Source organism: Variovorax sp. OV084 (assembly GCF_900111625.1).
Classification (GTDB): Bacteria; Pseudomonadota; Gammaproteobacteria; order Burkholderiales; family Burkholderiaceae_C; genus Variovorax.
In genome coordinates this window covers 241,649-265,166 of sequence record NZ_FOII01000002.1, presented here as the reverse complement: position 1 = coordinate 265,166, position 23,518 = coordinate 241,649, and the positions used below count along the sequence as shown (strand labels likewise).

Genomic DNA, 23,518 nt, shown 5'->3' with positions numbered 1-23,518 from the left:
GCTGTAGCGTCGGGCCTTTGTTTTGATGGCTACGCCTTCTTCCCCCGAAATCACTGCTGCGCCTTCTGCAATCACGCTCGCCGTGGATTGCATGGGAGGCGATCATGGGCCGCGCGTCACGCTCGCGGCCTGCCGCGCGTTTCTCGAGCGGCACAGCGAAGCCTCGTTGTTGCTGGTCGGCGCGCCGGCCGCACTGGCGGGGTTTGCCGCGCATCCGCGTGCCCGCATCGTCGCTGCAAGCGAAGTGGTGGGCATGGATGACCCGGTTGAAATCGCCCTGCGCAAGAAGAAAGACTCTTCAATGCGCGTCGCGATCCAGCAGGTCAAGGACGGCGCCGCCCAAGCCGCCATCTCCGCCGGCAACACCGGCGCCCTCATGGCGATTGCGCGCTACCTGCTCAAGACGCTCGAAGGCATTGATCGCCCCGCGATCGCACCGCAGCTTCCTAATGCCAAGGGCGGGGCAACGACCGTGCTCGATTTGGGTGCGAACGTCGATTGCGACGCCGAAGACCTGCTCCAGTTCGCCGTGCTCGGCTCGGCCCTGGTGTCGGCGCTGACTGGCAATGAGGCGCCCTCGGTCGGCCTGCTCAATATCGGCGAGGAAGCCATCAAGGGCAGTGAAACGATCAAAAAAGCGAGCCAACTGCTGCGTACAGCTGCCAACTCCAAGGATCTGAACTTCTACGGCAACGTGGAAGGCAACGACATCTTCAAGGGCACGACCGACATCGTTGTCTGTGACGGCTTCGTCGGAAATGTGGCTCTGAAGGCCAGCGAGGGCGTGGCTTCAATGATCGGTGAATTCATTCGCGTCGAATTCTCTCGGAGCATTTTTACCAAGGTGGCGGCAATTGTTGCCTATCCGGTTCTAAAAGCGTTCAAAAGTCGCCTGGATCATCGTCGCTACAACGGCGCAGCCTTGCTGGGGCTGCGTGGCCTGGTTTTCAAGAGCCATGGCTCGGCTGACGAAGTGGCTTTCGGCCATGCGCTGGATCGCGCTTATGATGCCGCTCGCAACAACCTGCTCGATCGCGTGCGGGCCCGCATCGCCCACGCCGCGCCTTTGCTAGCGCGACAGGAACCGGCGGCGCCGGTCGACGCGACGGCCCTTCACGTTTGATGACCCCTTCTTATTCACGCATTACCGGCACCGGCAGCTATCTGCCCCCACGCCGCGTGACCAATGACGATCTCGCCAAGGATCTGGCGACGCGAGGCATCGAAACCTCCGACCAGTGGATCGTCGAGCGCACCGGCATCCACGCTCGGCACTTCGCCGCGCCGGATGTCACGAGCAGCGACCTTGGTCTTGAAGCGGCCCGACACGCCCTGGAGGCTGCCGGCCGTAAAGCCAGCGACATCGACCTGATCATCGTCGCGACCTCGACGCCCGATATGGTGTTTCCGTCGTCGGCCGCCATTCTCCAGAACAAGCTCGGCATTGCCGGCTGCCCGGCATTCGACGTCCAGGCGGTTTGCAGTGGTTTCGTCTACGCACTGACCGTCGCCGACGCGATGATCCGCACGGGCACAGCGCGTTGCGCGCTGGTGGTGGGTGCCGAAGTGTTCTCCCGCATCCTCGATTTCAACGACCGCACCACCTGCGTGCTGTTCGGCGATGGCGCGGGCGCGGTGGTGCTTGAAGCCAGCGAAGAGCCCGGCATCTTGGCCAGCGACCTGCATGCCGATGGCAAGCACGTCGGCATTCTTTGCGTGCCAGGCCACGTTTCAGGCGGCAATGTGCTGGGCACGCCGCTGCTGCACATGGACGGCCAGGCTGTCTTCAAGCTCGCGGTCCGCGTGCTCGAAGAGGCTGCGCGCGCCACGCTGGCCAAGGCCGGCAAGGTCGACACCGACATCGACTGGCTTATTCCGCATCAGGCCAACATCCGCATCATGGAAGGCACGGCGAAGAAGCTGAAGCTTCCGCGCGAGAAGCTGATCGTCACGGTGAACGAGCACGGCAATACTTCCGCCGCCTCGATTCCGCTGGCGCTCGACGAGGCCGTGCGCTCCGGCAAGGTGAAGAAAGGCGAAACGCTCATGCTCGAAGGCGTGGGTGGCGGCTTCACCTGGGGCGCGGTGCTATTGAATCTGTAGTGCGTTGCGTCGCCCTGGAAGAGGGCGGCCGCGATGCGAGATGGCGCATACAACAATGAAATCCTTTGCTTTTGTCTTTCCGGGTCAGGGCTCGCAGGCGGTCGGCATGCTCGACGCCTGGGGCGATCACCCGACCGTGGCTGAAACGCTGCGCGAAGCTTCCGAAGCGCTCGGCGAAGACGTCGGCGCGCTGATCAAGAACGGCCCCAAGGAAGAGCTGGCGCTCACCACCAACACTCAGCCCGTGATGCTGGTGGCTGGTGTTGCTGCATGGCGCGCCTGGTTGGCCGAGGGTGGTGCCGCGCCTTCTGTGGTGGCTGGTCATTCGCTCGGCGAGTATTCGGCGCTGGTGGCTTCGGGTGTTCTGACGCTCGCGCAGGCTGCGCCGCTCGTGCGTTTCCGCGCGCAAGCGATGCAACAGGCGGTGCCCGTCGGTGTCGGCGCGATGGCTGCGGTGCTCGGCATGGAGTCGGGCAAGGTGGTGGCAGGCTGCGCGGAAGCCACTGCCAGCTTTGGCTCTGGCAGCGCGGAAATCGTCGAGGCGGTGAATTTCAACGACCCCATGCAGACAGTGATCGCCGGCAGCAAGGCCGCGGTCGACAAGGCCTGCGAACTGCTCAAGGCCAACGGCGCCAAGCGGGCGCTGCTGTTGCCGGTTTCGGCGCCTTTCCATTCGAGCCTCATGAAACCTGCCGCGGAAGCGCTGCGCGACAAGCTGGCTTCCATCACGCTGGCCACGCCGCAAATTCCGGTGCTGAACAACATCGACGTCGCCATCGAGACCGATGCCGACCGCATCCGCGACGCCCTGGTGCGCCAGGCCGCCGGCCCGGTGCGCTGGGTCGAGAGCGTGCAGGCCTTGAAACTGCGCGGTGTAGCCGCCATCATCGAGTGCGGTCCCGGCAAGGTGCTGGCCGGCATGGTGAAGCGCATCTCCCCCGATCTGGAAGCCGCGTCGGTGTACGACCCGGCCACGCTCGCGGACACCCGACAATCGCTCGCCGGCTGACCGGCGCAAGGCTCCGACACTTTTTCTTATGAGCATTCCCAAATTTGAAGGGCAAGTCGCCCTGGTCACCGGCGCAACGCGCGGCATCGGCGCGGCGATCGCGTTGGAGCTGGCGCAGCGCGGCCTCAAGGTCGTGGGCACCGGCACCACCGACGATGGCGCGGCCAAGATCACGTCGGCCCTGAGCGCCTACGGCGGCCGCGGTCGTGCGCTCGACGTGAACGACGGCGCCGCCGTCGAGGCCCTGATCGACGAGATCGTGCAGGCCTACGGCGCCATCCACGTGCTGGTGAACAACGCCGGCATCACGCGCGACACGCTCGCCATGCGCATGAAGGACAGCGACTGGGACGCGGTGCTCGACACCAATCTCAAGGCGGTCTTCTCCCTCTCGCGCGCGGTGATCCGCCCGATGATGAAGCAGCGCTACGGCCGCATCATCAGCATCACCAGCGTGGTCGGCGCTTCCGGTAATGCCGGCCAGGCCAACTACGCCGCTGCCAAGGCAGGCGTCGCGGGCATGACCCGTGCGCTGGCCCGCGAACTGGGCAGCCGCAACATCACCGTCAACTGCGTCGCACCCGGTTTCATCGAAACCGACATGACGGCCAGCCTCCCCGAAGCCCAGCAACAGGCGCTGCTCCAGCAGATCCCGCTGGGCCATCTGGGCAAGCCGGCCGACATCGCGCACGCGGTGGCTTACCTCGCATCGCCCCAGGCGTCCTACGTCACGGGGCAAGAGCTGCACGTCAACGGCGGCATGCACATGTAGCCGCAAGGCGCAAGTTTTTCCCGTACCGGACGCGCGGCAAATGCCACAATGCGCCCGGCTAAAATCCACCGATTACCTACAACCCTCAGAGGGAACCAAATGAGCGATATCGAAGCACGTGTCAAGAAAATCATCGCCGAGCAGCTCGGCGTGGAAGAGTCCCAAGTGACGAACGAAAAGGCTTTCGTGGCCGACCTCGGCGCTGACTCGCTCGACACGGTCGAACTCGTGATGGCACTCGAAGACGAATTCGGCATCGAAATTCCCGACGAAGATGCCGAGAAGATCACCACGGTGCAAAACGCCGTCGACTACGCCACCAAGAATCAAAAGGCCTGATAGGCCAGCTGACAACACTGCAACTGCGGCCGGCGGCTTTTCCTTTAAAAACCGCACGCGCCGACAGGCAACTGTTCAGCGCTTCCAGAAAGGTTTGCCGGCATGACCAAACGCCGCGTCGTCGTGACCGGACTCGGTTGCATCGCTCCTGTCGGAAACACCGCAACCGAATCCTGGGCCAACCTGTTGGCCGGGAAGTCGGGTATTGCGAACATCACCGCGTTCGATGCAAGCGCCTTCGCCTGCAAGTTCGCCGGTGAGGTCAAGGGTTTCGACATCACCCAATACATCTCGGAGAAAGAAGCGCGCCACATGGACCGCTTCATTCATCTGGGTCTCGCCGCCGCCATCCAGGCGGTGCAGGACAGCGGACTGCCGACCGGCGAAGCGCTGTCCTATGAAAAAGCCGTGCGCATCGGATGCAACATCGGCTCCGGCATCGGCGGCCTGCCGATGATCGAAGAGACGCACGGCGAACTGATGAGCCGCGGCCCGCGCCGCGTCTCGCCGTTCTTCGTGCCGGCATCGATCATCAACATGATCTCGGGCCACGTCTCGATCAAGTACGGCTTCAAGGGCCCGAACATCGCGGTCGTGACCGCCTGCACCACGGGCCTGCATGCCATTGGCACGTCGGCACGCATGATCGAGTACGGCGATGCCGACGTGATGATCGCGGGTGGCGCGGAGTCGACCATTTCTCCGCTCGGCATCGGCGGCTTCACCGCGCCTCGCGCGCTGAGCACCCGCAACGACGATCCCGCCACGGCCTCGCGTCCGTGGGACAAGGACCGCGACGGCTTCGTGCTGGGCGAGGGGGCCGGCGTGCTGGTGCTCGAAGAATACGAACACGCCAAGGCACGTGGTGCCAAGATCTACGCGGAAGTCGCGGGCTTTGGCCTGACGGGCGACGCGTATCACATGACCGCGCCCGACGTCGACGGCCCGCGCCGCTCGATGGCCATGGCGCTGGCCAATGCCGGTGTCAATGCTGATCAGGTGCAGTACCTCAATGCGCACGGCACTTCGACGCAGATCGGCGACGTCAACGAGACCAATGCGGTCAAGCTGGCATTCGGCGATCACGCGAAGAAGCTCGTCGTCAATTCGACCAAGTCCATGACCGGCCATTTGCTGGGCGGCGCGGGCGGCATCGAATCGGTGTTCACGGTGCTGGCGCTGCACGAGCAGAAGAGCCCGCCGACCATCAACATCTTCAATCAGGATCCGGAATGCGATCTCGACTACTGCGCCAACGAGGCGCGCGATCTGAAGATCGACGTCGCGGTCAAGAACAACTTCGGCTTCGGCGGCACCAACGGCACGCTGGTGTTCAAGCGCGCTTGAGCACCGCTCTTTCATGCACAGCGCACCGTCGGTGACCTATCCGGTGGGGCGCTCGCGTGGCGCAACCCGGATTCTCGTTGTCCTCTGGGCCCTGGGCGCTTGCTGTGCGGGTGCATCTTGCTATCTCTTCGATAGCGCCGGATGGCGCCAGCTGCTGCTGGTTCTCAGTGTCGTGTTTGCAGGTGTCGCCGCGGGCTTCGGCTTGCGACGCGATGGCGCGGGCGTTCTGCATTTCGACGGCCTCTACTGGTCGTTGACGGGAGGCCATGCCTCCCGGGCCGTGCATGCTGCCAGGGCGTTCGTGGCGCTCGATTTCCAGTCGCTGATGCTGGTGCGGCTCAGCGAGCCGGGCCGCGCCCGCCGCTGGGTCTGGATCGAGCAGCGGGCCATGCCTGAGCGCTGGCGCGACGTGCGCCGTGCGGTATATTCGCGCCCCCCGTCCGCAGCACCTGCGGGCGACCCCTGGCGCGCGACGGCTCCCGCCGACGCGCCCTGATCCTCCGTCGATGACCACTTCTCCGCCTGTGCCGCCGGATTCCGGCCTGAACGATGCGCCCGCCGTGGTGCGTCCGGGCGAGGTCGATTTCCAGCTGGTCCAGCGCACCGTCGCGGGCGACCAGAAGGCATTCGAGTTGCTGGTCATCAAGTACCAGCGCCGCATCGAGCGCCTGATCGGGCGGATGGTGCGCGATGTCGACCTGGTCGAGGACATTGCGCAGGAAACCTTCATTCGCGCGTATCGCGCGCTGCACCAGTTCCGCGGTGAGGCGCAGTTCTACACCTGGCTCTACCGGATCGCCGTCAACACCGCCAAGAAGGCGCTGGTGGACATGAAGCGCGATCCGACTGTCTCCGAGGCCGCTCTCAGGCCTTCTTCTGAGGACGACGATGAAACTTACCGTCCCGGAAACGAACCAACCACCGACGAAACCCCCGAATCGGTCATGGCGGCGAATGAAATCGCCAGTGCCGTCGAGGCGGCCATGGAAGCACTCCCTGCCGAGTTGCGCCAGGCGGTCACGCTGCGCGAAATCGAGGGCATGAGTTACGAAGAGATTGCCGAGGTCATGGATTGCCCTATCGGCACGGTGCGTTCGCGTATTTTCCGGGCGCGCGAGGCCATTTCGGCCAGGGTCAAGCCGCTGCTGGACAACCAGTCCGGCAAGCGTTGGTAAGTAAGCAGGTGAATGAAATGAATCAGACGATGACGGTTCGGGAACAGGTGTCCGCACTTGCGGATGGTCATTTGCAGGGCGAGGCGTTCGCGCAGGCGATCGAAGCTGTCTGCGCCGAAGGCGAATCGCGCGCGGCATGGCAGGCCTACCACGTGGTGGGCGATGTGCTGCGTTCGGGCTCTCATTCGCCGTGCAGCGACACCTCGGCATTCCTGGCGCGCTTCCAGCAGCGATTGGCGGCGGAGCCTGTGATGGTCGCCCCCATGCCGGTGCCGGTCGCCGCACCGGTGGCACTGCCCGCGCAGCGCAGGGCGGAAGCGGCCAACGAGCCTGTGTTCCGCTGGAAGCTTGTGGCTGGTGCCGCGTCGCTGATGGCCGTGGCTGCCATCAGCTGGACCCTGGTCGGCAACGGCACAGCGGTGCCGCAGAGCGGCGCGCAACTGGCTTCAGTCCAGCAGCAACAGCAGCCGGCGGTCAATTCGGTGTTGGCGGCGGCAGCGGTCAACAGCCCGCAACCCGCGAGCAACACGCTGACCCCGACTCGCGTGATCGTGGGTAACGGCAATCCGCAGGTCATGCTGCGTGACCCGCGGCTCGATCAACTGCTCGAAGCGCATCAGCAAGCCGGCGGTGCTTCGCAAATGCCTTCCGGTTTCCTGCGCAATGCCACCTTCGAGGGCCCGACGCGCTGAGTGCGCGCACCCCTAGCTGCCCGTAATGACCGTTCCGATGCCGATCTCCGCGCGCGCTTTCGTGCTTGTGTTTGCTGCTTTTTGCCTTGCGCAGACTGCCACCGCGCAGACCCGCTCGGGCGCTGCGAATACGAAGAGCGCGGCAACTGCGCAGACGGACGAGCCACCGGCCATGAGCGTGACCGAGTGGTTGCAGCGCATGCACGCGGGCGCCCGGCAGCGCAATTACGTGGGCACCTTCGTGGTGTCGGCGCCGGGCGGCGACCTGTCGAGCGCACGCATCTGGCATGTGCGCGACGGCGAGCATCAGATCGAACGCATCGAAGCTCTCTCGGGGCCGCCGCGCTCGACCTTCCGGCGTAACCGCAATGTCATGACCTTCCTGCCGGAGGCGAAGGTGGTGAAGGTCGAGAAGCGCGAGAACCTCGATCTCTTCCCGAACCTGCCGGACAAGCCCGATTCGTCGATTGGCGATTTCTACGACGTGCGCGCGATCGGCAAGGACCGCGTGGCCGGCTTCGATGCCGACGTGGTGCAACTGGTGCCGCACGACGCGCTGCGCTTCGGCTATCGCATCTGGAGCGAGCGCCGTTCGGGCCTGGTGGTGAAGCTGCAGACCATTGACGGCGACTCCCGCGTGGTGGAGCAGTCGGCGTTTTCCGAGCTGCAGCTCGACGCGCCGGTGAAGGCGCAGGCGCTCTCCCAGATGATGTCCAACACCTCCGGCTACCGCATCGAGAAGCTGGAGCTCGAGCGCAGCAATGCGCAGGACGAAGGCTGGACGCTGCGCACGCCTGTGGCCGGATTTAAGCCCCGAAGCTTCTTCCGTCGCCCGACAGCGGGCGGTGATGGCGACAGCAGCGGCAAGTCGAAGCAGGACGCGGCCACGGTCCAGTGGACCTTCTCCGATGGCCTCGCCTCGGTGTCGCTTTTCATCGAGCGCTACGACGCAGCGCGCGCGCCCCGCGACGGCGTGCTGACCATCGGAGCGACCAACGCCATCCGTCGGCGCCTGCCCGAGCCGGCCAGCGACTGGTGGCTGACCGCAGTCGGCGAGGTGCCGCAGCAGACGCTCAATGCATTCGCCCAAAGCCTCGCGCGCACGCGCTGACAGGCCAAATAGGCGCCAATTGCGCTGAACCAAGCACACAGCGCAAACTCATAGCACTTGTTTTCAGCCGCTCTGTTCTTTTGAAAGAAAACCGATGATCTTCAAAGTCGAGGGACACAAGCTTCGTTCCGGTCTGCTGGCTTGCGCGCTCGCACTGACTGCAAGCGCCACATTCCTTCCGGTCGAGCCGGTCCATGCGCAAACACGCACGCTGCCCGATTTCACCGATCTGGTCGACCAGGTCGGCCCTTCCGTCGTCAACATCCGCACCGTCGAGAAGGTTGCCCAGCGCGGTGGCAATGGCGAGATGGACGAGGAGATGCAGGAGTTCTTCCGCCGTTTCTTCGGCCAGCCTCTGCCTGGCCAACCGCGTCAGGGCCCGACCCCGAAGCGCCCGCAGCAGCCGCAGGAAGAAGAGCGTCCGCGTGGCGTCGGATCCGGCTTCATCCTGACAGCCGACGGCTATGTGATGACCAATGCGCACGTGGTCGAAGACGCTTCCGAAGTGCTGGTCACGTTGCCCGACAAGCGCGAGTTCAAGGCCAAGATCGTTGGCGCCGACAAGCGCACCGACGTCGCGGTCGTCAAGATCGAGGCCACCGGCCTGCCAGCGGTGAAGGTTGGCGACATCTCCAAGCTGCGTGTCGGCGAATGGGTGATGGCCATCGGTTCGCCCTTCGGCCTCGAGAACACCGTCACGGCCGGCATCGTGAGCGCCAAGCAGCGCGACACCGGCGAGTACCTGCCGTTCATCCAGACCGACGTGGCCATCAATCCCGGCAACTCGGGCGGCCCGCTGATCAACATGCGCGGCGAAGTGGTCGGCATCAACAGCCAGATCTACTCGCGCTCGGGCGGCTTCATGGGCATCTCGTTCTCGATCCCGATCGACGAGGCGATTCGCGTGAGCGATCAGCTGCGCACCTCGGGCCGCGTTTCGCGCGGCCGCATCGGCGTGCAGATCGACCAGGTCACCAAGGACGTGGCCGAGGCCATCGGCCTGGGCAAGGCACAGGGTGCGCTGGTGCGCGGCGTCGAAGCCGGCTCGCCGGGCGAAAAGGCCGGTGTCGAGCCGGGCGACGTCATCACCAAGTTCGACGGCAAGCCCATCGAGAAGCCGAGCGACCTGCCGCGCCTGGTGGGCAACACCAAGCCGGGCACCAAGAGCACGCTCACCGTATTCCGCCGCGGCGCTTCGCGCGACCTCAGCGTGACCATTGCCGAGATCGAGCCCGACAAGCCGGGCAAGCGTGCGGGCGACCGCGACGAGCCGGCGCCGAAGCCGCCCGCATCTGCAGCCGCCAAGTCGCTCGGTCTGGCTGTGAGCGATCTCACCGACGCGCAGAAGAAAGAACTCAAGCTGAAGGGCGGCGTGAAGGTCGATGCTGCCAGTGACGCTGCTGCCCGTGCAGGCCTGCGCGAGGGCGACATCATCCTGTCGGTTGGCAATGTCGAGGTGTCGAATGCGCGCGAATTCGAGTCCGCCATCGGCAAGGCCGACAAGAGCAAGGCGCTCAGCGTGCTGTTCCGCCGTGGCGATTGGGCGCAGTACGCGCTGATTCGCCCTGCACGCTGATCTGGCGCTGGCGTCAAGTGGCCCCACCCGGCAGTCGGGTTTGGGGCCGTTTTTTTGAGGTGTTTACGACGTTCAGGCGCCGGCCTCTAAAAAAATCTGAGGGCTCGGAAATGCCGATTTTTGTTTGTGCTCACTAACTTTTAAAGAGGCTAAGGACGGATTTCGGTAGAATAGGGCGCTCTCGGCGGTCGGTCGGCGCATAAGGAGTGCCCTGACCTTCACCATGCGAGATGTCAGACAGCAGTCCACCGGTGCTCCACAGATCGCCCACAAGTTGTTCAGTGACCGCTCCACCGATCCTGTTGATAACCTGTTCATATCTTTCATGTTGTGGACCTGCAACGACCCCTTTGGACCCCGTTCCCGGATGTACGCGCTTCCCTTTTTGCCTACAATGAAGTTCCAACTACTGCAGTTGCCATTGCTTGTTGGTTCAGGGCGCGTCTCCAGAAGACGCGCCCTTTTTTCTTGCCTGTCGCACTCTGCGCACGAGCCAATTCAAGTACTTAAGCGTTCCCGTTGATGAATCACATCAGAAATTTTTCGATCATTGCGCACATCGACCATGGCAAGTCGACGCTCGCAGACCGTTTGATCCAGCGTTGCGGCGGCCTCGCAGACCGCGAGATGGAAGCGCAGGTGCTCGACTCGATGGACATCGAAAAAGAGCGTGGGATAACCATCAAGGCGCAGACCGCTGCGCTGCACTACAAGGCACTCGATGGGCAGGTCTACAACCTCAATCTGATCGACACGCCGGGCCACGTCGACTTCTCGTATGAAGTGAGCCGCTCGCTGTCGGCGTGCGAAGGCGCACTGCTCGTCGTCGATGCATCGCAAGGTGTCGAAGCGCAGACAGTGGCCAACTGCTACACCGCGCTCGACCTCGGAGTCGAAGTGGTGCCCGTGCTCAACAAGATCGATCTGCCCAACGCGGACCTCGACAACGCGCGCACCGAAATCGAAGACGTGATCGGCATCGACGCAACCAATGCGATCCCGTGCTCGGCAAAGACCGGCGTGGGCATCGACGACATTCTCGAAGCCATCGTTGCCAGGATGCCCGCGCCGCGCGGCAACCCCGACGGCCCGCTGCGCGCGATGATCGTCGACAGCTGGTTCGACCCGTACGTCGGCGTCGTCATGCTGGTGCGCGTGGTCGACGGCCGGCTCGCGAAGGGTGATCGCATCAAGATGATGGCGTCGGGTGCGATGTACAACGCCGACAGCGTCGGCGTCTTCACGCCCGCCAACGAACCCCGCAATTCGCTCGAAGCGGGCGAGGTGGGCTACATCATCGCGGGCATCAAGGAGCTGCAGGCTGCAAAGGTCGGCGACACGGTCACGCTGATCAAGGCCGGCACCGGTGGCGCTGCGGCAACGGCGACCGAGGCGCTGCCCGGCTTCAAGGAAATCCAGCCGCAGGTGTTCGCGGGCTTGTACCCGACCGAAGCGAGCGAGTACGACTCGCTGCGCGACGCACTCGAAAAGCTCAAGCTCAACGATTCGTCGCTGCGCTACGAGCCCGAGGTGAGCCAGGCGCTCGGCTTCGGCTTCCGCTGCGGCTTCCTCGGCTTGCTGCACATGGAAATCGTGCAGGAGCGCCTGGAGCGCGAGTTCGACCAGGACCTGATCACGACCGCGCCGAGCGTGGTCTATCAGGTGGTCAAGAACGACGGCGAAGTGATCATGGTCGAGAATCCGTCCAAGATGCCCGACGTTGGCAGGATGGCGGAGATCCGCGAGCCGATCGTCACCGTTCATCTCTACATGCCGCAGGAATACGTCGGCTCCGTCATGACGCTGGCGAACCAGAAGCGTGGCGTGCAGATGAACATGGCCTACCACGGCCGCCAGGTCATGCTGACCTACGAGATGCCGCTCGGCGAGATCGTGCTCGACTTCTTCGACAAGCTGAAATCGGTGAGCCGGGGCTACGCCTCGATGGACTACGAGTTCAAGGAGTACCGCGCGTCCGACGTGGTGAAGGTCGACATCCTGCTCAACGGCGACAAGGTCGACGCGCTGTCGATCATCGTGCACCGCAGCCAGTCGCAGTACCGCGGCCGGGCCGTGGTGTCGAAGATGCGCGAGATCATTTCGCGCCAGATGTACGACGTTGCGATCCAGGCGGCCATCGGCGTCACCATCATTGCGCGTGAGACAATCAAGGCGCTTCGCAAGAACGTGCTGGCCAAGTGCTATGGCGGCGACATCACCCGCAAGAAGAAGCTGCTCGAGAAGCAGAAGGCGGGCAAGAAAAGAATGAAGCAGATCGGCTCCGTCGAGGTCCCGCAAGAGGCCTTCCTCGCCATTCTGCAAGTCGAAGACTGATCAAAAAAATGGCATTCATCACCACCCTGGTCCTCGCGGCCTTCGCCGCCTATGTCGGCGCCTGGTATTTCAACGCGATCGAAGGCAACTTTGCCTTGCTGCTGTTCCTGGCGACGGTGGTCACCGGCCTCTACTGGCTGGCCGAGCGCTTCTATTTCCTGCCCCGGCGCGAACAGGCCGCCGCCAAGCTGGAAGCTTCGCTGACCGAGCGCAATGCGCGCCTGTCCGAGCAGGGTATCAAGCAGGTCGACACGGCCGACGCGAAGGCGAGCGAACGGCTGCTGATGCAGCCCTGGTGGCTCGACTGGACCGCCGGCCTGTTCCCTGTGATCCTGGTGGTGTTCCTGCTGCGCTCGTTCCTCTACGAGCCTTTCAAGATCCCGTCGGGCTCGATGATGCCCACGCTGCTGACCGGCGACCTGATCCTGGTCAACAAGTTCACCTACGGTCTGCGCCTGCCCGTGATCAACACCAAGATCATCGACGGTACGCCGCTGGCGCGCGGCGACGTGGTGGTGTTCCGCTACCCGCCCAAGCCGAGCATGGACTACATCAAGCGCGTGGTCGGCGTCCCGGGCGACGAGGTGGCCTACCTGAACAAGAAGCTCACGATCAACGGCCAGCCGGTGTCCAAGGAGTCGGATGCCGACTACCTCGACGGCGAATCGATGCGCCTGCTCAAGCAGTACACCGAGAACCTCGGCGGCAAGCAGCACAAGATCCTCAACGACGAAACCACGCCATCCTACGTTCCCGGTGCCAGTGGCTTCAATTTCCCGGGCATCGAAAACTGCCGCTACTCGGTCGAGGGTGTGGTCTGCAAGGTGCCGGCCGGCAACTATTTCATGATGGGCGACAACCGCGATAATTCGGCGGACTCGCGTTTCTGGGGCTTTGTGCCGGACAAGAACATCGTGGGCAGGGCGTTCTTCGTCTGGATGAACTTCGGCGATCTGGGTCGCATCGGTCCGTTTCAATAAGCATTCATCTGAATAGTTCAGTTCGAGGGGTATGAGGGCATGAGAACACATCGGTTCGTTCGCAGCAGGGCTGCGCAACAACGCGGCATTTCGTTCATCGGCTTGGTGTTCGTCGCGGTCGTGCTCGGGTGTCTGGGCGTGGTCATCGCGCAGGTCATCCCGACGCTGATCGAATGGCAGGCCATCGACAAGGCGGTCAACAAGGCCAAGGAAGGCACGACCGTGCCTGAAGTGCGCGCCATCTTCGATCGTGCCCAGGCCATCGACGACTTCAAGTCGGTCAGCGGCAAGGATCTCGACATCAAGAAGGTCGGCGACAAGGTGGTCGTGTCGTACTCGTACGAGCGTGAGATCCCCCTGTTCGGCCCGGCCTACCTGACGCTCAAGTACAAGGGCGAATCCCGCTGAACACGGCGCCCAAAAAGGTGGAGGGCAGCCTCGCCGCGCTGCAGGCGCGCCTCCAGCACACCTTCTCCGATCCGCGGCTGCTCCAGCTCGCGCTCACGCATCGCAGCTTCTCGGCCGACCACAACGAGCGCCTTGAATTTCTCGGCGACTCGGTGCTGAACCTGGCGGTCTCGCACCTGCTCTACATGCGCCTGTCGGCTCTGCCCGAAGGCGACCTGTCGCGCGTGCGGGCCAACCTGGTCAAGCAGGACACCCTGCACCGCCTGGCGGTAGGGCTGGCGCTGTCGCCGCTGCTGCGGCTCGGCGAAGGCGAGGCGCGCTCGGGCGGGCCCAACCGGCCGTCGATCCTGGCCGACGCGCTCGAGGCGCTGATCGGCGCCGTCTATCTCGACGCCGGCTTTGCGGCCGCACAGTCGCTGGTGCACCGGCTCTACGAGGCGGTCGAAATCAATCCGCGCATGGAAGCCGCAGCCAAGGATCCCAAGACCGAATTGCAGGAATGGCTGCAGGGTCACAAAATGAAGCTGCCGGTGTATCGCGTGGCCGCCACACTGGGCGCAGCGCACAAGCAGACTTTTGATGTCGAGTGCGAGGTGCCCGAGTTGGGGCTTCGCGAACGCGGCATCGGCGGCTCGCGCCGCGCCGGCGAGCAGGCGGCTGCGGCCGCCATGTTGATCCGGCTCAAGGCACGCGGCACCGCGTGAAACCAGAATGAACGATGCTATCAATCCCGTAGCGGAACCCGAAGACACTGCAGGCGATGCGCCTGCCACCGGACCCCAACACTGCGGCCTCATCGCCATCGTCGGCAAGCCCAATGTAGGCAAGTCGACGCTGCTCAATGCGTTGGTCGGCCAGAAGATCAGCATCACCTCGCGCAAGGCGCAGACCACGCGCCACCGCATCACCGGCATGCGCACGCTGGGCGCCACGCAGTTCGTGTTCGTCGACACGCCGGGCTTCCAGACCCTGCACGCCAACGCGCTGAACAAGTCGCTCAACAAGACGGTGCAGGGCGCGGTCGGCGATGTGGACCTGATTCTTTTCGTGGTCGAGGCCGGCAGCTTCACGCCGGCCGACGAGCGCGTGCTCAAGCTGCTCGGCAAGGGCATTCCGACCGTGTTGCTGGCCAACAAGCTCGACAACGTGCACCGCCGCGGCGACATCGCGCCCTGGCTGAAGACCATGCAGGAAAAGCACAGCTTCGCCGAGTTCGTGCCCATGTCGGCGAAGAATGCCAAGGACGTCGAGCGCCTGTTCGGCATCTGCGAGAAGTACCTGCCCGAACAGCCCTGGTTCTACGACGAGGACGAACTGACCGATCGCAGCGAGAAATTCCTTGCCGGCGAACTCGTGCGCGAGAAGCTGTTCCGCCTCACCGGCGACGAGCTGCCCTACACCTCGACCGTCATCATCGACAAATTCGAGGAAGAGCCGCCCCAGAAGAAGGGCCAGAAGCGCCTGCTGCGCATTGCCGCCACCATCGTGGTCGAACGCGACGGCCACAAGGCCATGGTGATCGGCGACAAGGGCGAGCGCATCAAGCGCATCGGCATGGAAACCCGCGTCGAGCTCGAGAAGCTGGCCGACGCCAAGGTGTTTCTCGAACTGTGGGTGAAGGTGCGTTCGGGCTGGGCCGACGACGAAGCCCGTGTCCGTTCGTTCGGCTACGAATGAAGTGGCCGCTGCCCACCGCGTTTCGCACGAACCGGCCTATGTGCTCCATCGCTACGACTGGAGCGAGTCGAGCCTGATTCTCGAAGTCTTCACCCGCCACCACGGGCGTATCGCGCTTGTGGCAAAGGGGGCGAAGCGGCCGAGTTCCAACTTCCGGCCGGTGTTGCTGCCGTTGCAGCCCCTGCAGCTCAACTACGGCGGCGACGCCGAAATCCGCACGCTCAAGGGCGCCGAATGGATGGGCGGCCATGTGATGCCGACCGGCGAGGCGCTGCTGTCGGGCTATTACGTCAACGAGCTGCTGCTGCGCCTGCTGGCGCGTGACGATGCCCATGAAGCGCTGTTCGATGCCTACGCCGGGGTCGTTCAGGTGCTGGCAGGCGATCACGTCGGCGCGCAGGCCGCGACCCAGGCTGCTGCGCTGCGTGCTTTCGAGTTGCTGCTGCTGCGCGAGGTCGGCCTGCTGCCGTCGCTCGATGTGCAGACCCTCACGCTGGAGCCGCTTGCCGCCGAGCAGCGCTACAGCCTCGTGCCGGAAGCCGGCCTGCGCCAAGCCGCCGACGACGAGGCCGCGCTGAATGGCGCCGACTGGCAGGCTCTGCAGGCAGTTCTCGACGACCGCGCCCCTTTTACCGCCACGTTGCGTGAAATTGCCACCATGAACGCCGGCAGCAACAGTGCCCTGCGAAACCAGTTGCGCACCTTGCTCAACTACCATTGCGGCGTGTCCACGCTGCGCACGCGGCAAATGATGAGAGATCTGCAAGCACTATGAGCACTTCAGGCACCACCGGCACTGCCACCTCGCTGTCCGTCAACCTCAACAAGGTGGCCCTGGTCCGCAACACGCGCCACCTGGGCATCCCGAGTGTGGTGAAAGCTGCCCAGGCCTGCCTGGCAGCCGGCGCGCACGGCATCACAGTGCACCCGCGGCCCGATGCCCGCCACATTCGCGCACACGACGTGAGCGACCTGTCGGCGCTGCTCGCCAAAGACTGGCCCGCGATCGAATTCAATATCGAAGGCAACCCCTTCCAGAACCTGATGGATTTCGTGCGCACGCTGAGGCCGCACCAGGCCACCTTCGTGCCCGACAGCGAAACCCAGTCGACCAGCGACCACGGCTGGACCTTCCCCGACGACGCCGAGCGCCTGCGCCCCCTGATCGCCGAAGCCAAGGCGCTGGGCGTGCGCGTCAGCCTGTTCATGGACCCGATTCCCGAAATGATGGCGGCGGTCAAGGCCGTGGGCGCCGACCGCGTCGAGCTCTACACCGAAGGCTATGCCGCATCGCGCGGAACGCCCGACGAGAAGGCCGTGCTCCAGCGTTATGCCGACACGGCGCGCGCGGCCCATGCCGCAGGCCTGGGCATCAACGCCGGCCACGACCTGAGCCGCGACAACCTGACGGCTTTCCTGCGTGCCGTGCCTGGCGTGCAGGAGGTCTCGATCGGCCATGCCTTCGTGGCCGACGCGCTCGAGCTTGGCTATACGGCCGCCACGCGCGACTACCTGCGCTGCATCAACGAGGCGCAATGAGCGCCGGCGCCGCATGATCTACGGCATTGGCACCGACATCTGCGACCTGCGTCGCATTGCCGCGACCTTCGAGCGCCAGGGCGAACGCTTTGCCCGCAAGGTGCTGAGCGACGCTGAATTCGCAGTCTGGAAGGCTCGCAGCGAACGCTGGCCCAAGCGCGGCCTGAGTTATCTGGCGACCCGCTTCTCCGCCAAGGAGGCCTTCAGCAAGGCCATCGGCCTGGGCATGCGCATGCCCATGAGCTGGCGCCTGTGCGAGATCGCCAACCTGCGCAGTGGCAAGCCCGTCATCGTGCTGCATGGCGGCCTGAAGGACTGGTTCGAGGCGCAGGGCCTCACGGCCCATGTGACCGTGACTGACGAAACCGAATACGCCGCGAGCTTCGTGGTGGTGGAGAAGCTATGACTGCCGGGCCCGCCGCTCGCCCCCATGCGCCGCTGATCATCGATGTGGCGGCTACCGAGCTCAACGACGCCGACCGCCGTCGCCTCGCCAATCCGCTGGTCGGCGGAGTGATCCATTTCGCCCGCAACTGGCAGGACCGCGCGCAGATGACCGCGCTCAATGCCGAGATCAAGGCGATCCGCCCCGACCTGCTGATCTGCGTCGACCACGAGGGCGGCCGCGTGCAGCGCTTTCGCACCGACGGCTTCACGCACCTGCCGTCGATGCGCGCACTCGGCGAGCTGTGGATGCGCGACGCCATGCGCGCCACCCAGACCGCGACCGCGGTCGGACAGGTGCTGGCGGGCGAGTTGCGCGCCTGCGGCGTCGACTTCAGCTTTGCGCCGGTGCTCGACCTGGACTACGGCGGCAGCAGCGTCATCGGCAGCCGCAGCTTTCATCGCGATCCGCGCGTGGTGGCGCTGCTGGCCAAGAGCGTGATGCACGGCATGCTGCAGATGGGCATGCGCAACTGCGGCAAGCATTTTCCGGGGCATGGCTTCGTGCAGGCCGATTCGCATGTCGAGATCCCGGTGGACAAGCGCGGCCTCAAGGCCATCCTTGACGACGACGCACGGCCGTACGACTGGCTGTCGGGCACGCTCGGCGCGGTGATGCCGGCGCACGTGATCTATCCGAAGGTCGACAAGCGGCCGGCGGGGTTTTCGTCGAAATGGCTCAAGGCGATCCTGCGGCAGCGCTTTGCCTTCGACGGCGCCGTGTTCAGCGACGACCTGAGCATGGAGGCGGGCCGTTACATCGATGGCCGGCTGCTCAGCTATACCGATGCGGCGCTGACCGCGCTGGAAGCCGGATGCGACATGGCGCTGCTGTGCAACCAGAGCATCGGCGAGGGGAGCCTGCTCGACGACTTTCTCGAGGGCTTCGAGGCTGCCGCGCGCGCGGGCCGATGGCTGCCGGACGCGAGCAGCGAAGCGCGCCGCCAGGCGCTGCTGCCGCAGGGCGCCGCACCCGATTGGTCGACGCTCGTCGCTTCGCGCGGGTACCGCGATGCGAGGCGGATGACGGACGTTTGAAGGCTGTCCAGCCGATCCGGAATTGGCGCATTTGTGAACAAGCTGGCAAATACGCCAGATAAGTCAGCCGCGCCGTCCTATAGAGTCAAATGTTCTGAATCGGGCAGTTTCGGGGGACATTTCTCATGGCGCACATCGGCGAATCCTGGCTGACTTTCGACAGCTTGACGCAGCACGTCGTCAAGACGATCAATCCCAAGCGCATCCTGGACATCGGTGCCGGGGGCGGCAAATATGGAGCCTTGCTCAAGAACGTCGTGCCCGAATGCGAGCTGACCGCGCTGGAGTGTGACGAAGTGGCGTTCCCTCAACTGCGCGAGGTCGGCTACCACCAGATTCTTCCGATCGCGGCCGACAAGCTCTATGAACGCAGCGGCGATCTCTACGACGTAGTGATCCTGGGCGATGTCATCGAGCACATGCTCCATTCGCAAGGCCGCGACCTGCTGGAATTTCTCAACTACCGCTCCCGCTATCTCATCATTTCCACGCCGGAATGCATGCCGATGAGCCGTCCCATCTTCTTCGAAGGTCACAACTCGCTGTGGCGTCCCGATTCGTTCGGCTGGCACGACTACTGGGCGCACCAGCAGTGCGGCGTGATGCACTTCTATCTGCTCAGGGGGCACGACAACTGGGCTGGGCCGGGTCTGGCAGAGGTAGTGAGTGCGGTCAATGGAGCGGGAATTTTCAACGACCATTCCAGCGACAAGAAGCAGGCCGTCAACCTGACGATTCATGACACGCGCTACAAGGAGCCGGCCGACGAACACAACGTCGTGCTGTACCGCCCCTTCTGACGGACGTTGTTTCATGACGGCAACCGACAAGATCTCCCTTCGCGATATAGACATCATCGTTTCGTACAGGGAGGCGACCGAAGAGCGGCGCGAGAACCTCTATGCCGTGCTGGCGCATCTGGCCTACACCTATACCGACTACCGGCTGTGGTTGATGGAGGCGGCGACGGCGCCGCGCTTCGACTGGCAGCGGCTGTGCGATCCGAAGATCCGGCATGTCTTCATCCATCACGGTGGGCCGTTTCCCAAGTCGATGCTCTACAACACGGGCGTCCGGCTGGCCCGCAGCCCTGTGATCTGCTTCCACGACGCCGATTCCATTGCCCAGCCTTCAACGCTGCGTGGCTGTGTCGATGTGCTGCTGGACCGGGACAGCAGCGAGGTGCTGTGCCCCTACTGGAGCGTCATCAACGTGACGGGTGAACTCAAGCGCGATTTCATGCAGTTGCCCGACTACGCCCGATTCGCATCGATCGACGTGGAGCAACTGCCTCCGGATGCCGGCGTGCTGTACTCGAATGCCAATGGGGGCATCGTGCTGTTCAAGCGCAGCGAGTACATCCGAGTCGGCGGGTACAACGCACGCCTGGAAGGATGGGGCGGCGAGGACGATGAACTGCTGCGCAGGGCAGGGCGGCTGGGTCTGCGTTGGCACTCGATGCACGTGCCCCTTTTCCACTTGCACCACGATTCGGGTTCGCGCAATGAATTGATCGAGAGCCTTCATGGCACCGAGAACCTGCGTGCGTCGCATGCCATCGAGACCATATCCCAGGAAGAGGTCGAGGTGCTGGCGCGCGAGCTGTCCGCGTTCTTCGCGTCCGACTGATCAGGGCCGGGAGCTGGCGTCCCAGAGCCGACGGCCGTTCATGTCCAGGTGCGTCAGATACAGCCGCAGGTCGAATTCAAGCTGCTGGTAGTCCGGCTCCATGTGCGTGCACAACGCATAGAAGGCCTTGTCGTGCTCCCGCTCCTTCATGTGGGCAAGTTCGTGCACGACGATCATCCGCAACCAGGCCAGCGGCACGCCCTTGAACAGGCTCGCCACCCGGATCTCCCGCTTGGCCTTGAGCTTCCCGCCCTGCACGCGCGACACCGTGGTGTGCGTGCCCAGCGCGTTGCGGATCACGTGCAGCTTGTTGTCGAACATCACCTTCGACAGCGGTTCGGCCTTGCGCATGAACTCGCTCTTGAGCTCGTTCACGTACTCGTAGAGCGCGCGGTCGGTCTGCACGTTGTGCACTCCGTCCGGATAGCGCTTGCCGAGCAGCACGGCGAGCTTGTCCTCGGCGATCAGCTGGCGGACCTGGTCCAGCAGGGGCGCCGGATAGCCCGCCAGGTATTTCATGCGCGACGGCGCTCCGTGCGCGCCGCGCAGGCCAGCCCCGTGGCCACGCCGCCGAACAGGTCGCCCTCGACCAGGTTCACGCCCGCGAAGCTCTTGCGCAGCGCGTGCTGGAATGGGCGCAACGCAGAAGAGCCGCCGGTGAGGTAGATCGCGTCGAGGTCGCCGCTGCGCAGGCCCGCGCGCTTGACGCAGGCGTGTGCGCACGCGATCACGTTCTCGAGCGGTCCGGCCAGCTGCTGTGCCATATCGTCCGGCGTGAGCGAGGCCACCAGCCCGTGTTCGGCGCAGGAGAGGTCGATGGCCGTCGCCGCATCGGTCACCGAGGCATCGATCTTGGCCGCTTCCACCGCACTCGCGATGCGATGCCCGTGCCGCTCTTCGAGCACGGTCATCAGCCGATCGTGCAGTTGTGTGTCGCTGTAGCTTGTGCGTAAGTCCTTTGCCTGGCGCACCGCTTTGGCAGCATAGAGCCAGTTGATCAGGTGCCAGGACGAAAGCTCGAAGAACACCTTGCTCGGCACTTCGCGTCCCTGCGGGCCGTGGTGGCGAAAGCCGAATTGCGGCATCACGCGCTCGAGGTTCAGGCGCTGGTCGAAGTCGGTGCCGCCGATGTGCACGCCGCTGGTGGCCAGTACGTCGTCGCTGCGGTCCTCGCGCGCGGCGCGCTCGGGGCCGACGCGCACAACGGTGAAGTCAGAGGTGCCGCCGCCGATGTCGACGATGAGCACGATCGACTCTTTGACGATGCGCTGCTCGTAGTCGAAGGCGGCCGCAATAGGTTCGAGCTGGAAGGCGATCTCGCGGAACCCCGCCGCGCGCGCTGCGTGGCGCAGGCTCTCTTCGGCACGCTCGTCGCGCCTGGCATCGTCGTCCACGAAATGCACGGGCCGTCCGATCACCACGCGCTCGGGCATCCGGCCGAGCTCGCGGCTGGCGCGCACGGCCAGTTCGCGCAGGAAGCGCGCGATGATGTCCTCGAAGCTCACGAGGCCGTCGTAGATCGCGGTCTTCTCCTGCATCAGCGCGCTGCCGAGCAGGCTCTTCAGCGAGCGCATCAGGCGGCCTTCGGTGCCCGAGAGGTACTGGCCGATGGCGTCGCGGCCGAAGTGGGTCGTGCGGTCTTCGGCGTTGAAGAAGATCGCGGTGGGCAGGGTGGTGGCCGCGCCTTCGATGGGCAACAGGCGGGCCTCGCCATCGACCCGGCAGGCCACGGCGGAGTTGGAGGTGCCGAAGTCGATGCCGATCGTCGGCAGCGACGACGGTGACAACACGCTCAAGATTCCCTGCGCAGCGCCGGGAACAGGATCACGTCGCGAATGCTCGGCGAATCCGTCAGCAGCATCATCAGCCGGTCGATGCCGATGCCGCAGCCGCCGGTGGGCGGCATGCCGTATTCGAGCGCACGCACGAAGTCGTGGTCGTAGTACATGGCTTCGTCGTCGCCGCTGTCCTTGGCGGCCACCTGCGCGTTGAAGCGCGCGGCCTGGTCCTCGGCGTCGTTCAGCTCGCTGAAGCCGTTGCCGAACTCGCGGCCGGTGATGTACAGCTCGAAGCGTTCGGTGACCTCGGGGCGCTCGTCGTTGGCGCGCGCCAGCGGCGAGATCTCGGTCGGGTGCTCCATGATGAAGGTCGGCTGCCAGAGCTTCTCTTCCACAGTCTCCTCGAAGTACATCACCTGCAGGCTGGCCAAACTGCGCTGCGAGAGCTTGTCCTTCTCTTCGCTCAGGCCGATCTTGCGCAGGGCGTTGATGAGCCAGGCGGCGTCGTCGACGCCATCACCGGCCTCGGTGTACTTCAGGATCGCCTCGCGGATCGTCAGGCGCTCGAAGGGCTGGGTCAGGTCGACCGGCTTGCCTTGGTAGGTGAGCTGCTGCGTGCCCACGGCCTTGTCGGCGATGGTGCGGATCAGCGTCTCGGTGAAGTCCATCAGGTCGCGGTAGTTCCAGTAGGCCGCGTAGAACTCCATCATCGTGAACTCGGGGTTGTGCCGCACCGAGATGCCCTCGTTGCGGTAGCTCCGGTTGATTTCGAAGACGCGCTCGAAGCCGCCGACGATCAGGCGCTTGAGGTACAGCTCGGGCGCGATGCGAAGGAACATCTCCTGGTCGAGCGCGTTGTGGTGCGTCTTGAAGGGCTTGGCGTTCGCGCCGCCCGGAATCGGGTGCAGCATGGGCGTCTCGACTTCGAGGAAGTCGTTGGCCACCATGAACTCGCGCAGCGCGCTCACGGCCTTGCTGCGCGCGGTGAAGCGCACGCGTGCCGATTCGTCGGTGATCAGGTCGACGTAGCGCTGGCGGTACTTCTGCTCCTGGTCGGCCATGCCGTGAAACTTGTCGGGCAGCGGGCGCAGGCTCTTGGTGAGCAGGCGCAGCTTGGTCACCTTGACCGACAGCTCGCCGGTCTTGGTCTTCATCAGCGTGCCTTCGGCGCCAACGATGTCACCCAGGTCCCAGCGCTTGAAGTCGGCGTAGATGTCTTCGCCGACCGCGTCGCGCGTCACGTAGAGCTGGATGCGGCTGGTGGCATCTTGCAGGGTGGCGAAGCTGGCCTTGCCCATCACGCGCTTGAGCATCATCCGGCCGGCTACGCTCACTGCAACGGCTTGCGCCTCGAGGGCTTCGGCCTCGGTGGCGTCATGCGCCTCGGCGAGTGCCGCCGCACGGTGGCCAGGCTTGAAGTCGTTCGGGAACGCAACGCCTTTGCCCTCGGCCTGCGCCGTGCGCAGCAGCTTAAGCTTTTCGCGGCGTTCTGCGATGAGCTGGTTTTCGTCGACGGGGGGCGGAGGAGGCGAGGGGGTCTTTTGATCGGACATGGGAGGCGGGTGGC

The 23,518-nt window shown here is 64.5% G+C and carries 25 protein-coding genes; 22 read left to right on the top strand and 3 right to left on the bottom strand.

All coding sequences use genetic code 11. The features are described from left to right. The first annotated feature begins 25 nt into the window (after window positions 1-25). The 22 genes from plsX (at window position 26) to BMW87_RS07475 (ending at window position 20,173) form a co-directional block, all read left to right on the top strand. Window positions 26-1,123 (top strand): phosphate acyltransferase PlsX, encoded by a 1,098-nt coding sequence (gene plsX / locus BMW87_RS07580; RefSeq protein ID WP_093049410.1) that lies wholly within the window; start codon window positions 26-28, stop codon window positions 1,121-1,123. Further along, a complete protein-coding gene (locus BMW87_RS07575) occupies window positions 1,123-2,103 on the top strand; it encodes a beta-ketoacyl-ACP synthase III (RefSeq protein ID WP_093049413.1) in 981 nt (326 codons plus the stop codon). The genes plsX and BMW87_RS07575 overlap by 1 nt, the downstream gene beginning before the upstream one ends. 55 nt (window positions 2,104-2,158) lie before the next feature. Beyond that, window positions 2,159-3,112 (top strand): ACP S-malonyltransferase, encoded by a 954-nt coding sequence (fabD, locus tag BMW87_RS07570; protein ID WP_093075593.1) that lies wholly within the window; start codon window positions 2,159-2,161, stop codon window positions 3,110-3,112. A 28-nt stretch (window positions 3,113-3,140) separates the two neighbouring features. Then, a complete protein-coding gene (gene fabG / locus BMW87_RS07565) occupies window positions 3,141-3,884 on the top strand; it encodes a 3-oxoacyl-ACP reductase FabG (protein ID WP_093049420.1) in 744 nt (247 codons plus the stop codon). 99 nt (window positions 3,885-3,983) lie between these two features. Further along, window positions 3,984-4,223 (top strand): acyl carrier protein, encoded by a 240-nt coding sequence (acpP, locus tag BMW87_RS07560; protein WP_007830471.1) that lies wholly within the window; start codon window positions 3,984-3,986, stop codon window positions 4,221-4,223. A 102-nt stretch (window positions 4,224-4,325) separates the two neighbouring features. Next, window positions 4,326-5,570: a beta-ketoacyl-ACP synthase II gene (gene fabF, locus BMW87_RS07555; RefSeq protein ID WP_093049422.1), complete on the top strand. Its 1,245-nt coding sequence runs from the start codon at window positions 4,326-4,328 to the stop codon at window positions 5,568-5,570. A 13-nt stretch (window positions 5,571-5,583) separates the two neighbouring features. After that, on the top strand, window positions 5,584-6,066 hold the full coding sequence (locus BMW87_RS07550; protein ID WP_093049425.1) for a hypothetical protein: 483 nt from the start codon (window positions 5,584-5,586) through the stop codon (window positions 6,064-6,066). 10 nt (window positions 6,067-6,076) lie between these two features. Next, complete coding sequence (gene rpoE, locus BMW87_RS07545; RefSeq protein WP_093049428.1) at window positions 6,077-6,745, top strand: RNA polymerase sigma factor RpoE; 669 nt, start codon at window positions 6,077-6,079, stop codon at window positions 6,743-6,745. Window positions 6,746-6,762: 17 nt separating this feature from the next. After that, the gene (locus tag BMW87_RS07540; RefSeq protein ID WP_093075592.1) at window positions 6,763-7,437 is read left to right on the top strand and encodes a sigma-E factor negative regulatory protein; all 675 of its coding nucleotides are present in this window, start codon (window positions 6,763-6,765) and stop codon (window positions 7,435-7,437) included. A 25-nt stretch (window positions 7,438-7,462) separates the two neighbouring features. Further along, on the top strand, window positions 7,463-8,548 hold the full coding sequence (locus tag BMW87_RS07535; protein WP_093049434.1) for a MucB/RseB C-terminal domain-containing protein: 1,086 nt from the start codon (window positions 7,463-7,465) through the stop codon (window positions 8,546-8,548). Window positions 8,549-8,642: 94 nt separating this feature from the next. Further along, window positions 8,643-10,124: a DegQ family serine endoprotease gene (locus BMW87_RS07530; RefSeq protein WP_093075590.1), complete on the top strand. Its 1,482-nt coding sequence runs from the start codon at window positions 8,643-8,645 to the stop codon at window positions 10,122-10,124. A 522-nt stretch (window positions 10,125-10,646) separates the two neighbouring features. Then, complete coding sequence (lepA, locus tag BMW87_RS07525) at window positions 10,647-12,458, top strand: translation elongation factor 4 (RefSeq protein ID WP_093049440.1); 1,812 nt, start codon at window positions 10,647-10,649, stop codon at window positions 12,456-12,458. Window positions 12,459-12,466: 8 nt separating this feature from the next. Beyond that, a complete protein-coding gene (gene lepB / locus BMW87_RS07520) occupies window positions 12,467-13,438 on the top strand; it encodes a signal peptidase I (RefSeq protein ID WP_093075589.1) in 972 nt (323 codons plus the stop codon). 39 nt (window positions 13,439-13,477) lie between these two features. Continuing rightward, window positions 13,478-13,846, top strand: a complete 369-nt coding sequence (locus BMW87_RS07515; RefSeq protein ID WP_093075587.1) for a DUF4845 domain-containing protein — start codon at window positions 13,478-13,480, stop codon at window positions 13,844-13,846. Window positions 13,847-13,863: 17 nt separating this feature from the next. Beyond that, window positions 13,864-14,550: a ribonuclease III gene (gene rnc / locus BMW87_RS07510; RefSeq protein ID WP_093049449.1), complete on the top strand. Its 687-nt coding sequence runs from the start codon at window positions 13,864-13,866 to the stop codon at window positions 14,548-14,550. A gap of 7 nt (window positions 14,551-14,557) precedes the next feature. Next, complete coding sequence (era, locus tag BMW87_RS07505; RefSeq protein ID WP_093075586.1) at window positions 14,558-15,523, top strand: GTPase Era; 966 nt, start codon at window positions 14,558-14,560, stop codon at window positions 15,521-15,523. Window position 15,524: 1 nt separating this feature from the next. Beyond that, on the top strand, window positions 15,525-16,298 hold the full coding sequence (gene recO, locus BMW87_RS07500) for a DNA repair protein RecO (RefSeq protein WP_093075584.1): 774 nt from the start codon (window positions 15,525-15,527) through the stop codon (window positions 16,296-16,298). Then, on the top strand, window positions 16,295-17,062 hold the full coding sequence (locus BMW87_RS07495; RefSeq protein WP_093075582.1) for a pyridoxine 5'-phosphate synthase: 768 nt from the start codon (window positions 16,295-16,297) through the stop codon (window positions 17,060-17,062). Before recO ends, BMW87_RS07495 begins: the two co-directional genes overlap by 4 nt. Before the next feature lie 13 nt (window positions 17,063-17,075). Further along, window positions 17,076-17,468 (top strand): holo-ACP synthase, encoded by a 393-nt coding sequence (gene acpS / locus BMW87_RS07490; protein ID WP_093049461.1) that lies wholly within the window; start codon window positions 17,076-17,078, stop codon window positions 17,466-17,468. Beyond that, entirely contained in the window at window positions 17,465-18,544 is a 1,080-nt protein-coding gene (gene nagZ, locus BMW87_RS07485) for a beta-N-acetylhexosaminidase (protein ID WP_093049463.1), read from the top strand. The genes acpS and nagZ overlap by 4 nt, the downstream gene beginning before the upstream one ends. 125 nt (window positions 18,545-18,669) lie before the next feature. After that, window positions 18,670-19,344 (top strand): class I SAM-dependent methyltransferase, encoded by a 675-nt coding sequence (locus BMW87_RS07480; RefSeq protein WP_093075580.1) that lies wholly within the window; start codon window positions 18,670-18,672, stop codon window positions 19,342-19,344. Window positions 19,345-19,357: 13 nt separating this feature from the next. Continuing rightward, window positions 19,358-20,173, top strand: coding sequence for a glycosyltransferase family 2 protein (locus BMW87_RS07475; protein ID WP_177192747.1), 816 nt, complete (start codon window positions 19,358-19,360; stop codon window positions 20,171-20,173). Here the strand turns inward: BMW87_RS07475 and BMW87_RS07470 are convergent, their stop codons facing one another. From BMW87_RS07470 to lysS, 3 genes are read right to left on the bottom strand one after another with little or no spacing between them, the layout of a single operon-like run. After that, window positions 20,174-20,692: a M48 metallopeptidase family protein gene (locus BMW87_RS07470; protein ID WP_093075576.1), complete on the bottom strand. Its 519-nt coding sequence runs from the start codon at window positions 20,690-20,692 to the stop codon at window positions 20,174-20,176. Further along, on the bottom strand, window positions 20,689-21,969 hold the full coding sequence (locus tag BMW87_RS07465) for an Hsp70 family protein (protein ID WP_371258797.1): 1,281 nt from the start codon (window positions 21,967-21,969) through the stop codon (window positions 20,689-20,691). The genes BMW87_RS07470 and BMW87_RS07465 overlap by 4 nt, the downstream gene beginning before the upstream one ends. Beyond that, window positions 21,966-23,504, bottom strand: a complete 1,539-nt coding sequence (gene lysS, locus BMW87_RS07460; RefSeq protein WP_093075573.1) for a lysine--tRNA ligase — start codon at window positions 23,502-23,504, stop codon at window positions 21,966-21,968. Before lysS ends, BMW87_RS07465 begins: the two co-directional genes overlap by 4 nt. Window positions 23,505-23,518: the final 14 nt, after the last annotated feature.

Bases quoted from the DNA above. Each gene is read 5' to 3' on its own strand.
- rpoE (WP_093049428.1), top strand. From the start codon at position 6,077: ATGACCACTTCTCCGCCTGTGCCGCCGGATTCCGGCCTGAACGATGCG.
- lepA (WP_093049440.1), top strand. From the start codon at position 10,647: ATGAATCACATCAGAAATTTTTCGATCATTGCGCACATCGACCATGGC.
- BMW87_RS07550 (WP_093049425.1), top strand. From the start codon at position 5,584: ATGCACAGCGCACCGTCGGTGACCTATCCGGTGGGGCGCTCGCGTGGC.
- BMW87_RS07575 (WP_093049413.1), top strand. From the start codon at position 1,123: ATGACCCCTTCTTATTCACGCATTACCGGCACCGGCAGCTATCTGCCC.
- BMW87_RS07480 (WP_093075580.1), top strand. From the start codon at position 18,670: ATGGCGCACATCGGCGAATCCTGGCTGACTTTCGACAGCTTGACGCAG.
- acpP (WP_007830471.1), top strand. From the start codon at position 3,984: ATGAGCGATATCGAAGCACGTGTCAAGAAAATCATCGCCGAGCAGCTC.
- BMW87_RS07475 (WP_177192747.1), top strand. From the start codon at position 19,358: ATGACGGCAACCGACAAGATCTCCCTTCGCGATATAGACATCATCGTT.
- lysS (WP_093075573.1), bottom strand. From the start codon at position 23,504: ATGTCCGATCAAAAGACCCCCTCGCCTCCTCCGCCCCCCGTCGACGAA.
- fabG (WP_093049420.1), top strand. From the start codon at position 3,141: ATGAGCATTCCCAAATTTGAAGGGCAAGTCGCCCTGGTCACCGGCGCA.
- BMW87_RS07495 (WP_093075582.1), top strand. From the start codon at position 16,295: ATGAGCACTTCAGGCACCACCGGCACTGCCACCTCGCTGTCCGTCAAC.
- fabD (WP_093075593.1), top strand. From the start codon at position 2,159: ATGAAATCCTTTGCTTTTGTCTTTCCGGGTCAGGGCTCGCAGGCGGTC.
- BMW87_RS07535 (WP_093049434.1), top strand. From the start codon at position 7,463: ATGACCGTTCCGATGCCGATCTCCGCGCGCGCTTTCGTGCTTGTGTTT.
- BMW87_RS07470 (WP_093075576.1), bottom strand. From the start codon at position 20,692: ATGAAATACCTGGCGGGCTATCCGGCGCCCCTGCTGGACCAGGTCCGC.
- nagZ (WP_093049463.1), top strand. From the start codon at position 17,465: ATGACTGCCGGGCCCGCCGCTCGCCCCCATGCGCCGCTGATCATCGAT.
- lepB (WP_093075589.1), top strand. From the start codon at position 12,467: ATGGCATTCATCACCACCCTGGTCCTCGCGGCCTTCGCCGCCTATGTC.
- era (WP_093075586.1), top strand. From the start codon at position 14,558: ATGAACGATGCTATCAATCCCGTAGCGGAACCCGAAGACACTGCAGGC.
- fabF (WP_093049422.1), top strand. From the start codon at position 4,326: ATGACCAAACGCCGCGTCGTCGTGACCGGACTCGGTTGCATCGCTCCT.
- plsX (WP_093049410.1), top strand. From the start codon at position 26: ATGGCTACGCCTTCTTCCCCCGAAATCACTGCTGCGCCTTCTGCAATC.
- BMW87_RS07515 (WP_093075587.1), top strand. From the start codon at position 13,478: ATGAGAACACATCGGTTCGTTCGCAGCAGGGCTGCGCAACAACGCGGC.
- BMW87_RS07530 (WP_093075590.1), top strand. From the start codon at position 8,643: ATGATCTTCAAAGTCGAGGGACACAAGCTTCGTTCCGGTCTGCTGGCT.
- acpS (WP_093049461.1), top strand. From the start codon at position 17,076: ATGATCTACGGCATTGGCACCGACATCTGCGACCTGCGTCGCATTGCC.
- BMW87_RS07540 (WP_093075592.1), top strand. From the start codon at position 6,763: ATGAATCAGACGATGACGGTTCGGGAACAGGTGTCCGCACTTGCGGAT.